We start from the raw sequence: 14,286 nt of genomic DNA, 5'->3' as shown, positions 1-14,286 counted from the left end.
GTGCGAGTCTATCGTCTCGCGCCCGAATCGCGAAAACGGGAGCTCGCGGTGATCGGGGACACGTCCGGGTCAGGCGGAACGGGCCGCGATCAAGGCCGCGGCCATGGCGGCGAGGGCGAAGCGCGGCTTCACATTGGTTTCGAGGGCCGCGCGGCAATCGAGCACCGCCTGGATGGAGAGCAGCAGGCCCTCGGGGCGGAGATCGGTCGCGAGTTCGCGGATCTGGTCGGCCATGTCCGGGTGGGTGAGGGTGACGCCGGAGGAGGAGTCCGCGGCGGCCGCGCCGAATCGGACCGCGAGCGCGTCCCGGTACAGGCCCGCGACATCGATCAGTGCCCGGTCCAGAGCATCGCGCCCGGTGCGGGTGGCCCGCGACTTCTGGCGTTTCTCCAGATCTTTCAGCGCACCGGCGGAACCGCGGGTGGCCGAGGCGGTGCCCTTGCCGGTGCCGCCCGCGCCCAGCGCGGTGGCCAGCTCCTCGCGTTCCTTGCCGTCGCGCTCGGCGCTGACCTGCTTGGCCTCGTCGTCGGCCGACTTCACCAGTTCGTCGGCGGCCGCGTAGGCCGCCGCTGGTCGCGCGGTCGCCGCGACCAGCGCCAGGGCGCGCTTACGCCGGGCCCGGGCCTGGTCGTCGGTGGCCAGCCGCCGGGCACGCCCGACATGTCCGCCGCTGATCGAGGCCGCCCACCCGGCGGTCTTCTGGTCCAGCCCGTCCCGCTCGTGCAGCACCCGCGCGATCGAATCCGCCGACGGCGTCGCCAAATGCACGTGCCGGCACCGGGATCGGAGCGTCACCGAAATGTCCTCGGGATCCACCGACGGCGCGCACAGCAGGAACACCGTGCGCTCCGGCGGCTCCTCCACCACCTTGAGCAGCACATTGCCCGCCGCCTCGGTCAAACGGTCGGCGTCCTCGACCACGACCACCTGCCAGCGCCCGGTGCTCGGACGCCGCGACGCCACCTGCACGATCTCGCGCATCTCCTTGGTGCCGATGCTCAATCCCTCCGGCACCACGCGCCGCACATCACCGTGCGTTCCGGCCATGGTGGTCGTGCACGCGTGGCACCGCCCGCACCCGGGCGTGCCCTCATCCGTGCACTGCAGCGCCGCCGCGAAACACAGCGCCGCCACCGACCGCCCCGACCCGGGCGGACCGGTGAACAACCAGGAATGCGTCATGGCCGACGACGATCCGGCCCCACCCCGCGCCGCCACCGCCGCAGCCGTCAGGTCGGACTCGACCGCACCCTGGCCGACCAGCCGATCGAAGACACCCGCCACGCCGACCACCTTAGCCGCCGCCCCCGACAGCCCGGCCGAGAGTCAGTTCGCGCGCTGATATGTCGTGTTCGCGCCGTCCAGCGCCTCGCGGATGATATCCGCGTGCCCGGAGTGGTGGGCGATCTCCCGGAAGATGTGCAGCAGGATGTAGCGCACGGTGAGCCACTGCCGCTCCGGCGCCCAGGGCGCGGTCGGCGTCGGCACCGAATCCTCGAGATTGGGCAGCTCGCGGATCAGCTTGCTGGTGTGCTCGGCCACCACCTCCCACTCCGCCAGCAGGCCGGCGACCGTCTGCTCCGGATCCAGCCGGTACTCGGAATCCATTCGGGAGACATCGAATTCGGAGTTCGGATCGCGCTCGACGAGGATGGTGGTCCAGTGCCGCTCGACATTCACCGCATGGCTGAGCAGACCACCGAGGGTGAGTTCACTGACCGTGCTGCGCTGGCGCGCCTGCTCGTCGTCGATGCCGCGGACAGTGATCCGGAACAGCTCGCGCTGGCTGTCCAGGAGCTTGATCAGTTCTTCACGCTCGTGGTCGACCGTCATCGAATGTCCTTCCGCTGGTGCGTGTTCCGGGCTACACGCTACGGCAGGGCACCGACAGGAATGCCCGGGAAAACACGAAACGCCCCGGCCGGGACAGGGTCGCTTCGGACGATCTCGCTCAGGACTGCGCGCGTGCCGCGCTCTACTTCGCCGCCGCCTTCTTGGCAGGGGCCTTCTTGGCCGCCGCGGCCTTCTTGGTGGTGACGCCGTCGGCTGTCTTGGCCGCCGCCTTCTTCGCCGCCGCCTTCTTGACCACGGTCTTTGCCACCGCGGTCTTCTTCGCGGCCGCCTTCTTGGCGGTCTTCTTCGCGGCCTTCTTCACCGGCCCGCGCGCCCGCCGGTCCGCCAGCAACTCGGAAGCCCGCGCGTCGGTGATGGATTCGACCTCGTCGCCCTTGCGCAGGCTGGCATTGGTCTCACCGTCGGTGACATATGGGCCGAACCGCCCGTCCTTGATCACCATCGGCTTCTCCGACACCGGGTCCACACCGAGTTCGCGCAGCGGCGGCGCACTGGCCGCCTGCCCGCCGCGCCGCTTGGGCTCGGCATAGATCTTGAGCGCGTCCTCCAGCGTCACCGTGAAGATCTGGTCCTCACCGGTCAGCGAGCGCGAATCCGTGCCCTTCTTCAGGTACGGCCCATAGCGGCCGTTCTGCGCCGTGATCTCGTCCCCGGAGGCCGGGTCCACACCCACCACGCGCGGCAGCGACAGCAGCTTGAGCGCGTCGTCCAGGGTCACCGACTCCACGCTCATGGACTTGAACAGCGACCCGGTGCGTGGCTTCGGCTTGTCGGCCGCCTTCTTCGTCGTCTTCTTCGCCGTGGTGTCGAGGTCCTCGGCCGGCTCCGGCAGGATCTCGGTGACGTACGGCCCGAAACGCCCTTCCTTGGCGACGATTTCGTGCCCGGTCGCCGGATCGGTGCCCAGCGAACGCCCTTCCTGCGGTGTCGCGAACAGCTTCTCCGCGACCTCCGGCGTCAGCTCGTCCGGCGGCAGGTCATCGGGCAGGTTCGCCCGCTGCGAGACCGGATTCCCTTCCGGGTCATCGGGATTGGCGACCATGCGCTCCAGATACGGACCGAACTTGCCGACCCGGACCACCACATCGCGGCCCTCGTCGTCGCTGAAGAGCTTGATGGAGTTGACTTCTCGCGCGTCGATGCCGTCAAGTCGTTCGCCCACCATCCTTTTCAGGCCGCCGGACCGCGCGACCGAACCCTCGGCCCCGTGGTCGCCGCCGAAATAGAAGGAGGACAACCAGTTTCCGCGCTGCTCACGGCCGCCGGCGATAGCGTCGAGATCGTCCTCCATGGCCGCGGTGAAGTCGAAGTCCACCAGCCGCCCGAAGTGCTCCTCCAGCAGGCCGATCACCGCGAACGCCACCCACGACGGCACCAGCGCGCTGCCGCGCTTGTAGACGTAGCCGCGGTCCAGAATCGTCTTGATGATCGAAGAGTAGGTGGAAGGGCGGCCGATGCCGAGATCTTCCAGCGCCTTGATCAGCGAGGCTTCGGTGAAGCGCGCGGGCGGATTGGTGGTGTGCCCGTCCGGCGCGAGCTCGATGGCCGTCACGCCCTGGCCCTCGGTCAGCGCCGGCAGCCGCGATTCGGCGTCATCGGACTGGCCGCCCGCCTCCTCGTCGACACTCTCCACGTACGCCTTGAGGAAGCCCGGGAAGGTGATGGTGCGGCCCGACGCCGAAAACACGCACTCCTCACCGGAATTCGCGACCCCGGTGATGCGCACCGTCAGCGTGGTGCCGCGCGCGTCCTGCATCTGCGAGGCCACCGTGCGCTGCCAGATCAGCTCGTACAGACGGAATTCGTCGCCGTCGAGCTTGGCGTGCAACTGTCCCGGCGTGGCGAAGGTGTCGCCGGCGGGACGAATGGCCTCGTGCGCCTCCTGCGCGTTCTTGACCTTGCGGGTGTACTGCCGCGGCGTGGGACTCACGTATTCCGCGCCGTACAACTGCGTGGCCTGCGCTCGCGCCGCCTGAATCGCCGACTCCGACAGGGTCGTCGAGTCGGTACGCATATAAGTGATGTAGCCGTTCTCGTACAACCGCTGCGCCACCCGCATGGTGCGCTCGGAGGTGAAACGCAGTTTGCGTCCTGCCTCCTGCTGCAGCGTCGACGTCATGAACGGCGCGTACGGCTTTCGCGTATACGGCTTGGATTCCACCGAGGTGACCGTGAGATCCACCCCGTGCAGCGATTCCGCCAGCCGCTGCGCGTATCCGGCATCGAGCACGACGACGCCCTGCGATTTCAGCTGCCCGTCGGATCCGAAATCACGACCGGTCGCCACGCGAGCGCCCTCGACACTGACCAGCCGAGCCCCGAAGACCCGCGGATTACCGCCGTTCTCCTCACCGCCGGCATCCAGCTTGGCCGCGATATCCCAGTACTCCGCGGACCGGAACGCCATGCGCTCCCGCTCGCGCTGCACGATGACGCGGGTCGCCACCGACTGCACGCGGCCCGCCGACAACCGCGGCATGACCTTCTTCCACAGCACCGGCGACACTTCGTAGCCGTAGAGCCGGTCCAGGATGCGCCGCGTCTCCTGCGCGTCGACCAGATCCTTGTCCAGCTCACGGGTGTCGGCCGCGGCGGCCTGGATGGCGGGCTCGGTGATCTCGTGGAACACCATGCGCCGCACCGGCACCTTGGGTTTCAGGGTTTCCAGCAGGTGCCAGGCGATGGCCTCGCCCTCGCGGTCGGGGTCGGTGGCGAGATAGAGCTCGTCGGCGTCGGCCAGCAGGCTCTTCAGTTCACTGACCTTCCCCTTTTTTTCGGGGCTGACAACATAGATGGGCTCGAAATCGTGATCGACATCCACGCCGAGGCGCGCCCACTGCTGTCCTTTGTATTTGGCGGGCACATCCGCCGCACCCCGCGGCAGGTCCCGAATATGGCCGACCGAAGCCTCCACGACATAACCGCGGCCCAGATAAGGGGCGATCTTCTTGGCCTTCGTCGGCGACTCGACAATCACGAGACGACGCAGGGAACGGCCCTGGTCGGGCGCTGCCTGGGGGTTCGGCGCTGCACCGCGGTCTCGTGTTGCCACCGGCGAACACACCTTTCGTCTCGATCCGCGTCGGCGCTGGTGTACGCGCTCCATGCGGCTGGGGCAAACGGCTGCGATGTCCGATATCGCTGCCAGCAACGTTTATACCGTGTTCGAAGGCCGTGGCTGGTGCACGGCGACGATGTAGCCCCTGATCGTGATCGAGTGTAATGGGTCCAGATATGGGTCGTCCCCCACCGCCTGGGGGCGATGGGGGACGGAACCTGAGGGGTTGGCTCGCTCAGGAGAGCGCGCGAACACCGGTGGCCTGCGGGCCCTTGGTGCCCTGACCAACCTCGAACTCGACCTTCTGGTTCTCCTCGAGGGTGCGGAAGCCCGACCCCTGGATCTCGGAGTAGTGGACGAAGACGTCAGCTGAGCCGTCCTCGGGCGCGATGAAGCCGAACCCCTTCTCCGCGTTGAACCACTTCACAGTTCCCTGTGCCATTCTGTTCCTTCTCTTTCCATACCGGAACGGCGGACAACTGGGTTCATCCACCGGGTCCGTTGAGACCGTTGTACTCTGTTCCCCCTGCAGGAAAGCACCTAGTACACCGTTCGCAACATCGATCCTGCTGATGGTTTGGACTTTCGATCCGTTCCCTCGAACACAGAAGCTTGCGACCAGGAACCAGTGAACCATGTCTTCCGGCAATTCAACAGCGGAGTTACCCACAATTTGCAAAAAAGTTGATCTTGCGAATGCGCAGGTGAGGGGCATAATGCCCAAATCCGTACTTGAAGTTGGTTTGCTTCCGGATAACAGAGCGAGCATCTGGCAAACCGGGTGTGAGGCAGGTCGCTACTCTGCAGTGAAATGGCAGGTAGGGCAGCGGGCGCACACACGTTTCGCACCCGTTGGGCGTGTCGCGGTGACGCTTCGATGAAGGGCGGAGATCTGGTGCGACGATCCGGGAACAACAGCGACGTCAGCTACGGGAGATCGTTGCTGAATCGTGTCCTAACCAGCCCCGATTCCGGTGACACCCGCCTCACCCATGTCACCGAGCTACCGCCGCGCGCGGCACAGATCACGAAATGGCCCGAATGGACATCTCCGGATGTCATCGCCGCAGTTCAGGCCGCCGGAGTCGCGGAGCCGTGGAGCCACCAGAGCCGGGCCGCCGACCTCGCCGCGGCGGGGCGGCACGTGGTGGTGTCGACCGGGACGGCATCCGGAAAATCGCTGGCCTATCAACTGCCGGTTTTGACGGCCCTGCAACAGGATCCGCGGGCCACGGCCCTGTATCTGTCGCCGACCAAGGCGCTGGGAGCCGACCAGTTGCGTGTGGTCAACGAGCTGACCAGCGAAGATCCGCTGCGAACCATTCATCCCGCGCCCTACGACGGCGATACGCCGGCGGAAATCCGGCAGTGGGTGCGGGCGCACGCGCGCTGGGTGTTCACGAATCCTGACATGCTGCACATCGGGATGCTGCGGTCCCATCAGCGGTGGGCACGGCTGTTGCGCCAGCTCAAATACATCGTGGTCGACGAATGTCATATCTACCGTGGGGTTTTCGGCTCGCATGTGGCGCTGGTGCTGCGCCGGCTCCGGCGCCTCGCCGAGCGGTACGGGGCGGATCCGGTTTTCGTGCTGTGCTCGGCGACCACGGCCGATCCGGCCGCGACCGCCGAGAAGCTGATCGGCGCTCCATGTGTCGCGGTCACCGACGACGGGTCCCCACAGGGCGCTCGGACCGTTGCGCTGTGGGAGCCGCCGCTGGTCGGCGGCGGCGTGACCGGGGAAAACGGTGCGGCCGTACGGCGTTCGGCCGGCGCCGAGGCCGCCACGGTGATGGCGGATCTGGTGGTCGAGGGGGCGCGCACGCTGACCTTCGTACGGTCCAGGCGCAGCGCCGAATTGGTCGCCATGGACACGCGGCGGCTGCTGGCGGATGTGGATGCCGAGCTTCCCGGGCGTGTCGCGGCCTATCGGGCCGGGTATCTGGCCGAGGACCGCCGGGCGCTGGAAGCAGCGCTCTCGGACGGCTCGCTGCTGGGCGCGGCCACCACGAATGCCCTGGAACTGGGCGTGGACATCGCCGGCCTGGATGCCGTTGTGGTGGCGGGATATCCGGGGACGGTCGCCTCGTTCTGGCAGCAGGCCGGGCGCGCCGGACGGCGCACGCAGGGGTCGCTGGTGCTGCTCATCGCGCGGGACGATCCGCTGGACACCTACCTCGTGCATCACCCGCACGCGCTGCTCGGGCGGCCCCTGGAGGCCACCATCACCGACCCGCACAACCCGTACGTGCTCGGGCCGCATCTGCTGTGCGCGGCCCTGGAACAGCCGCTCAGCGATGCCGAGGTGCATGCCTTCCAGGCCTGGGAACTGCTGTCCGACCTGGCTGAACAGGGTTTGATCCGGCGGCGCGCGGGAATGGCCCGGGACGGGTCGGCGCGCTGGTTCGTGACCGCCGGCGCGCATCCGCACGACGCGGTGGACGTGCGCGGCGGCATCGGCACGGCGGTGGCGGTGGTGGACGGCGAATCCGGCCGCATGCTGGGCACCACCGACGCCGGACGCGCCCCGGCCACCCTGCATCCGGGCGCGGTGCACCTGCACCAGGGCGAGAGCTATGTGGTCGACGAGCTGGACCTGGAGGAGGGCATCGCGCTGGTGCACGCCGACACGCCGGGCTGGAGCACCAGCGCGCGGGTGGTCACCTCGCTGGAGATCGAGGCGGTGACCGAGGAGCGCCGATCCGGCTCGGTCACAACAGCTTTGGCGCAGGTGCTGGTCACCCGGCAGGTGGTCGGCTACCTGCGCAGACTGCCCAGCGGAGAGGTGCTGGACCTGGTCCCGCTGGACCTGCCGGCGCAGACATTGCCCACCCGGGCCGTGTTCTACACGGTCACACCGGACCTGCTGGCCCGGGCCGGAATCGACGCCCGACACGCCGCGGGCGCGCTGCACGCGGCGGAACACGCCGCGATCGGCATGCTGCCCCTGGTCGCGACCTGCGATCGGTGGGATATCGGCGGCGTGTCGACCGCTGAACACGCCGACACCGGGCTGCCGACGGTCTTCGTCTACGACGGGCATCCGGGCGGGGCGGGCTTCGCCGAGCGGGGATTTCACCGGCTGCGGCACTGGCTGACGGCTACGCTGGGCGCCATCGAGTCCTGCGGGTGTGCCCACGGCTGCCCGTCCTGCGTGCAATCACCGAAGTGCGGGAACGGCAACAACCCCCTGGACAAGGCCGGTGCGGCCCAGCTGCTGCGGGCCGTGCTGGCCGAACTCGGGGAAGATGACGACGACTCGCCCCAACCGTGACACGGCCGTCGCCACGGCGATATCGGACCGCCGCACGACCAACCGGTCGGCGTTGTCAGCTGGCAGATCCATCGGGCGGATTCGGGATGCTGAGCGGTGGCGGCGACACGCCGGAGCCCCGAGTCGATTAAAAAGGGATGCAATCCTGTTAACTGAGGGATTGCTCCCTTCGATAATGCCGCTCCGGGATTTACCTGTGCATTCATTCGAATGAGTCTTCGGGCACGAATTGGAATGCGATCGACGCCGACTCTATTCGCGAATGCTTTCATCGAATTTCGACATTGATCGGCCACCGATGTGGCCCGCGCCATCACATTTCTAACCAACCGCTCAGTACGAGATATTGCCTCGCTATCTCGGCTCTTCCGACGGCCCTGCCCGCGCCGCGGCACGCACTTCCCGCTCCCCCAGCGGGCCCAGCGATACCCGCCCGGCGACTGTCACAGTCACGTCCCATCCGAGCACCGCGCATCCGGCGATCCGCGCGCTCATTCGGCCCGCGACTTTCGCAGCCCGGCCGCACGCGGCCGGCGTACCGCCGTCCAGCGCGCCCGCCGCGGCCAGCGCACTCAGATCCGCGGCGGCCTGCACCTGGTGACGGGCCGTCACAGCGACGCCGATCTGGGCGATCAGGACAGTCACCGCGAGCAGTCCGATCAACGCGAGGCACGCGGTGACCGTCACTCCGCCCGTTTCACTCTCGGCCCGGCCCAGGGTGGTCCGTTTCATCGGGATTCACCCGGCTCCCGTGCTGCCACCGCCGCCGCGTGCAGGGTGACCGGTAGCAGGGTGGATCGGGCACTCACCTCGGCGACCACCAGGTCGCCCTCGGAGCGGACCACGACCCGCGCGCCCGGCGGCGCGACCCGGCGGGCAGTGGCGACGCCGGTGTCGGGGTCACCACGGGCGGCGAGACGGGCGGCCTCGCGGGCGGCATCGACACAGCGCACCTGCGCCGATACCGCCAGCAGGGCCCCGACGCCCAGGACCAGCACCGCGACGAGGGCGGCCAGCGCTATGGCCGTCTCCACGGTTGCCATGCCCGAGTCGGCATGGAGAGATGGTGTGTCATACGTCACTTGACGGGAGTCTTCAGCGCCTTGTCGATGATCGTGCTCAGGGCGCTCACAATGCTGTCGCCGGTCACGACGGTGTACAGCACCGCCCCGAAGGCGGCCGCCGCGATCGTGCCGATGGCGTACTCGGCGGTGCTCATGCCGTGGTCGGCGATGACGGCGTGCAGCAGCCGCTTCCGCAGTTCCCAGAGCAGATTCCGGACGGTTGTTCCCATGCTCGCTCCTTCCCTCGCTCCGGCGCGGCGGATCCGCGCCGGCACAGTCGTGAACCTCGGGGGCGCCGGGCTCGGCGGTCACAGCAGACCGCCTTCCAGCACCCGGCCCGCCAGGCCGATCACCACCGGGACGATTCCCAGGCACAGGAAGGCGGGCAGGAAGCACAGGCCGAGCGGACCGCCGATCAGCACCCCGGCCCGCTCGGCCCGGGCGGCGGCCGCATCCTCGAGCTCACCGCGGCGGCGTTCCGCCAATTCGGCCACGGCCGTGGCCAATCCGGTTCCGGAGCGTGCCGAGCGCCGGGCCAGGCGCGCCAGCGCCGTCACCGTGTCGTCGGCGGATCCGGCCGTGGCCTGCTCCCACGCGATGACGGGATCGGCGCCCAGCGCGAGCAGGTCGGCGACCCGTCGCAGGGCCGAGGCCAGCGGCCCGGTGGCCTCGGACGCGACCGCCCCGGCGGCGGAGGCGGTGGGCAGTCCGGCGCGCAGACACGCCGCGAGCAGATCGAGGGCGGAGGCGACGCCGAGCGGATCCGGTTCGGTTCGGACCGCCGAACTCGCCGGTGCGCCGCCGGCTGCCGAGTCCCGCAGCCGACGCAGCCGACGGACCGCGCCCGCCCGGCCCGGCAGTATGAGCACGGCGACCGCCGCCAGCACCGCAGCCGATGGTGGGGCCAGGGACAGGATCATCGCAGTACCTTGTCCGTGATGGCATCGGCCCACAGCAGACCGGCGCAGGTCAGGGCGGACCCCAGGGGAAGCAGCACCGCGCCCGCCGAGGACAGCAGCAGCACGCGCAGCGGGGACGCACCCATCAGTTCGCCCAGGCCGAGGCCGAGCAGGGGCAGCAGGGCCAGCACCATGGCCGTCGCCCGGGCCCCGGCGAGCGCCGCCGCAGTGCGGTCCCGGAAGCGCTTACGGCCCAGCAGGTCCGAACGTGCGGCCGTCAGCAGCTCGGCCAGGGCGAGGCCGTGACGTTCGGCCACCCGCCAGGCCCCGGCCACGCGTGCCAGTTCCCGTGCCACCACCGAGCGGTGCCGCCGCAGGCCGTCCGCACCGGACCCGCCCAACCGGCTCCGCGCCGCGCTGACCGCGAAGGCCCGTGCCACATCACCGTTGGTCTCGAGGGCCGCGACCCGCGCCGCGTCGCTCGGATGCGCACCGACCCGCAGCTCCCCGATCACCGCCTCCAAACCTTCCAGCAATTGCGCGGTCTCGGCGACCCGCTGCCGTTCCCGCCTGGCACGGCGGCCTCGGACCAGGACGGTCGACGCCACCAGCGCCGCGGCCACCACCGGACCGGGTCCGATGAGGAGCATCAGCGGTATCGCGGACCAGGGTGTGGCACGAATCAGCCAGCTGGGCAGTGTCTTTCGCTTGCGCTCGCGATCTGCGAACAGGTGCCTCATGCGCCGGTGAGCGATCGGTGATGGCACCATGAGCAGCGCCAAAGCGAGGCATGCCAGTACGAATGCGTGGGTTCCGACGGCAGATCCCATCAGTCGCCTCCCGGCTGTGCGGTGCCCGGATCCTGCTCGGCCCCAGCGGAATCGGCGATGCGCTCTCGGCAGCAGGTGGCGCGCCATCCCAGCGGCAATCGGTGGAACCGTGAGCCCCGCACCCCGAACGGATTGCGGCACAGCCGATCAGAGTCGGCGGCCGAGAGTGGAGTCGAGCCGGCGATCGGCGAATTCGACCGGGGCCGAGGGCGACCGCACGAGCCGGGGCAGTCTTCACTCGCGGGAATCATCTGGAGTCCTTTCGTCGAGGAGCTTCGTGAGGAGCGGGGCGGCCGGGGCGGGACGGCTGTCGGCGGTCCAGGCGGGAGTGATGCGCACACGGCCGTCCACCGGGGTGACCACACCGATTTCGCGAAGAGCGCGACGGCCGTCGGGCCGGCGGTGGACGTGCAGGACTACTTGAATCGCGGCGGCCAGCTGACTGTGGAGGGCGGGCGCGGGCATACCGCCCAGGGCCGCGAGTGCCTCCAGCCGAGCCGGGACCTCGCCGGGCGAGTTGGCGTGCACGGTCCCCGCCCCACCGTCATGGCCGGTGTTGAGCGCGGTCAGCAGATCGACGACCTCGGCTCCCCGGACCTCGCCCACCACAATGCGATCCGGGCGCATCCGGAGGGCCTGGCGCACCAGGTCGCGCACGGTGACCTGGCCCGCGCCCTCGACATTGGCGGTCCGGGCGACCAGGCGGACCACATGCGGATGCGGCGGCGCGAGCTCGGCGGCGTCCTCGACGCAGATGATCCGCTCCGCCGGGGCCACCTTGGCCAGCAGGCCCGACAACAGGGTCGTCTTGCCGGCGCCGGTGCCGCCGACCACCAGGAAGGCGAGCCGGGCCCGAATGATCCTCTCCAGCAGGAGTTTCGCGTCCGGTGGCACCGCGCCGGCCGCGGCCAGCGCATCCAGGCCCTGGGTGGCGGGCCGCAGCACGCGCAGTGACAGACAGGTGCCACCGTGCGCGATCGGCGACAGCACCGCGTGCAACCGGACGCCGAAGGAATCCCCCGATGCCGCTCCGGTTCCCGCCAGCCGGCCGTCGACCCATGGCTGTGCGTCATCCAGCCGCCGCCCGGCCGCCAAGGCGAGCCGCTGTGCCAGCCGCCGCACCGCCGCCTCGTCCGGGAACCGCACCGCGGTACGCCGCAAGCCCCGCCCCCGGTCCACCCACACCGAATCCGGCGCGGTGACAAGCACATCGGCCACCTCGGGGTCGTGCAGCAGCGGTTCCAGCACGCCCGCACCGGTCATCTCGGTCTGCAGCAAGCGCAAGGCCCGTAACAGATCCGTGTCCGCGAGCACCCCGCCCGCCTCCGCTCGAATGGCCGCCGCCACCCGCGCCGGATCCGGATCCGCCGCCCCCTCCGCCAGCCGTTCCCGCACCCGCTCCAGCAGCTCGGACGTCACCAGCTCACTCATCACGCACCTCGGGGCACACGGCCGGCCGGCGGTATTCCGGCCCGAACCCGATCAGGCGATACCCGACCCGTTCGACGAACCGGACGAGCTCCACAGCCTGACGGCTCGCGAATCCCGCACATCGGGCCATATCCCGAAGGCGGAGCCCTGCCGCTGCCCGCACCGTGGCGCAGGAGGCCCGCAACGACCGGTTGCCCTGTGCCGCCGTCATTTCCGGGCTCCCAGCGAATCCGGCAATGCCGAACCACAGTTCGAACCGTGCGCGCGGGCGATCCGCCACCACGAGGGACCCGGGCCGCCCGCCGGACGCCCGCGGCGTGGACTCTCGGAAAACAGTGCGGTCAAGGCGGTTTCGGCGGCGGTTCGAAGCGGGCCGCGACGACGGACGGTCAGACCGCCGCGTTCCAGGCGCTCAGTGAGGCCCGGCTGCGACGGCACCGCGGTGAGCAGCGGCAGCGTGAGCGCCTCGGCGATATCGGACGGACCGAGACCACCCGGCGCCGGACCCCGGACGATCAAGCGCACGTTCGGATTTCGCGCAGTCAGGTAGGCGGCGGCGGTTTCGGCAGCGGCGATCGAGCGCAGACGCGCCTGCGTCACCATAACCACGAGGTCGGCCACGTCGAGGACCTGGTCGGTGTGCGGCCCATGATCGCTGGACAGGTCCGCGACCACGAGATCACCGGCCGCGCGCCCGCCCTCGAGGACGGCTCGCACCGCGGCCGGGGCGAGAGCGGCCGCCACCGGTCCCCCGCTTCGGCTCAGCTCGACCGCATGATCATCCGTGGTACCCGAAAGCGCCCGCGGCGCGAAAACGGCGACGCCGCGGTCGACCAGACAAGGCGGGTGCCGGTCGAAGTCCGTTGCGAGCGTGGATTTTCCGTCCGATTCGGCAGCGGCAGCCCGGAACGGTGATGCGGACTTCGCTTGCGAATCAGCACCGCCCGCAGCGCCGAGAGCCTGGGCGATCGGGTCCGACGGCCAGGGAGGGCCGAGTTCGGTTGCGGCAGCGCCTCTTCCGCAGGAGAGCAGCGCCAGCCCCGATGCGGCAGGCAGCGCCTCGTGCAGCGCGGATGCGGAAACGCGGCCATGTTCGATGGTCAGGTCCGGCCAGCGCAGGCCGGGCGTCTTCTCCATTCCGAGGAGCAGATCGAGCCCTCCGCCGTAGGGCGCGCAGTCGACCAGCAGGGTGCGGTCGCGGAAACGCCCTGCGGCCGTGAGGGCTACGGCCGCGGCCAGCACCGAGGCGCCTGCTCCCGCGCCCGCTCCGGCCACCGCGAGGACCGCGCCGTCGCCGGGGCGGCGGCCGTCGTGCGCGGCGAAGGCGGCGATCAGAGCGTCGGCCGCGGTGGGCAGGGGCAGGACCTGTTCGGCGCCGGCCGTGGTGGCGGCCTGCCAGTCGAGCAAACCCGGCTCTCCCTCGGTCACCAGGAGAATTCCCGGGCGACGGGGGTACGCGGCTGCCGCGCAGCTATGTGCGGCCGCGGTATCGACGATGATCACGGACGCGGCGGTCCAGGCGTGGCGGCCCGGAGGCGGCACCCGTTCGTCGAGCGGGCGATCGGCCGCGGCCGCGATGCGGCGGATCTCGTCGCGCAGGCGGGGGTCGGCGACCAGTGACAGGGCCGGTGGAGTGGCGGCATCGGAGTTCATGCAGGTCAGCGTCGCTCGATCGGAAGAGCGGCGAAAGCGCCTCCACGGCGAGTGTGGATAACACGCGGCCTGTGCAGAACTCGGGGAACGGGAATGGACCAAAACTGTCCATCTATAGAGGACGGCCCCAGCCGGGGGGGGAGGAGGCTGGGGCCGTCGGGTTCAGCCCCGGGGGGTCGGGCTGAACGCGCCTGGACTATGTCCAGGTAATTGCGATACTACA

Annotated in this window: 12 protein-coding genes; 1 reads left to right on the top strand and 11 read right to left on the bottom strand. The window is 69.8% G+C overall.

Going from position 1 to position 14,286, the window contains the following annotated elements:
• Positions 1–69: 69 nt before the first annotated feature.
• The 4 genes from ON33_RS02085 to ON33_RS02070 form a co-directional block, all read right to left on the bottom strand.
• Positions 70–1,284, bottom strand: coding sequence for a DNA polymerase III subunit delta' (locus tag ON33_RS02085; RefSeq protein WP_040854543.1), 1,215 nt, complete (start codon positions 1,282–1,284; stop codon positions 70–72).
• Positions 1,285–1,326: 42 nt separating this feature from the next.
• Positions 1,327–1,833 (bottom strand): DinB family protein, encoded by a 507-nt coding sequence (locus tag ON33_RS02080; protein WP_040854216.1) that lies wholly within the window; start codon positions 1,831–1,833, stop codon positions 1,327–1,329.
• 142 nt (positions 1,834–1,975) lie between these two features.
• The gene (gene topA / locus ON33_RS02075; RefSeq protein ID WP_040854215.1) at positions 1,976–4,831 is read right to left on the bottom strand and encodes a type I DNA topoisomerase; all 2,856 of its coding nucleotides are present in this window, start codon (positions 4,829–4,831) and stop codon (positions 1,976–1,978) included.
• A 316-nt stretch (positions 4,832–5,147) separates the two neighbouring features.
• On the bottom strand, positions 5,148–5,354 hold the full coding sequence (locus ON33_RS02070) for a cold-shock protein (RefSeq protein WP_011206895.1): 207 nt from the start codon (positions 5,352–5,354) through the stop codon (positions 5,148–5,150).
• A 435-nt stretch (positions 5,355–5,789) separates the two neighbouring features.
• On the opposite strand from ON33_RS02070, the gene sftH reads away from it, so the two are divergent.
• Positions 5,790–8,186 (top strand): DEAD/DEAH box helicase, encoded by a 2,397-nt coding sequence (sftH, locus tag ON33_RS02065; protein WP_051151542.1) that lies wholly within the window; start codon positions 5,790–5,792, stop codon positions 8,184–8,186.
• A 354-nt stretch (positions 8,187–8,540) separates the two neighbouring features.
• Here the strand turns inward: sftH and ON33_RS02060 are convergent, their stop codons facing one another.
• From ON33_RS02060 to ssd, 7 genes are all read right to left on the bottom strand, one after another.
• Positions 8,541–8,918, bottom strand: coding sequence for an Rv3654c family TadE-like protein (locus ON33_RS02060; RefSeq protein WP_040854213.1), 378 nt, complete (start codon positions 8,916–8,918; stop codon positions 8,541–8,543).
• Entirely contained in the window at positions 8,915–9,229 is a 315-nt protein-coding gene (locus tag ON33_RS02055) for a TadE family type IV pilus minor pilin (RefSeq protein ID WP_051151541.1), read from the bottom strand. The genes ON33_RS02060 and ON33_RS02055 overlap by 4 nt, the downstream gene beginning before the upstream one ends.
• Before the next feature lie 35 nt (positions 9,230–9,264).
• Positions 9,265–9,480: a DUF4244 domain-containing protein gene (locus ON33_RS02050; protein WP_040854209.1), complete on the bottom strand. Its 216-nt coding sequence runs from the start codon at positions 9,478–9,480 to the stop codon at positions 9,265–9,267.
• Positions 9,481–9,558: 78 nt separating this feature from the next.
• Positions 9,559–10,170, bottom strand: a complete 612-nt coding sequence (locus ON33_RS02045) for a type II secretion system F family protein (protein WP_040854208.1) — start codon at positions 10,168–10,170, stop codon at positions 9,559–9,561.
• The gene (locus tag ON33_RS02040; protein ID WP_306307499.1) at positions 10,167–10,799 is read right to left on the bottom strand and encodes a type II secretion system F family protein; all 633 of its coding nucleotides are present in this window, start codon (positions 10,797–10,799) and stop codon (positions 10,167–10,169) included. Before ON33_RS02040 ends, ON33_RS02045 begins: the two co-directional genes overlap by 4 nt.
• Before the next feature lie 414 nt (positions 10,800–11,213).
• Positions 11,214–12,410, bottom strand: a complete 1,197-nt coding sequence (locus ON33_RS02035; RefSeq protein WP_040854206.1) for a TadA family conjugal transfer-associated ATPase — start codon at positions 12,408–12,410, stop codon at positions 11,214–11,216.
• Positions 12,411–12,617: 207 nt separating this feature from the next.
• The gene (ssd, locus tag ON33_RS42990) at positions 12,618–14,063 is read right to left on the bottom strand and encodes a septum site-determining protein Ssd (protein WP_063710923.1); all 1,446 of its coding nucleotides are present in this window, start codon (positions 14,061–14,063) and stop codon (positions 12,618–12,620) included.
• Between the last annotated feature and the right edge of the window lie 223 nt (positions 14,064–14,286).

The organism is Nocardia niigatensis NBRC 100131, assembly GCF_000308655.1.
Lineage (GTDB): Bacteria > Actinomycetota > Actinomycetes > Mycobacteriales > Mycobacteriaceae > Nocardia > Nocardia niigatensis.
The sequence above is the reverse complement of the archived record's forward strand: the minus strand, read 5'-3'. Positions and strand labels throughout refer to the sequence as shown.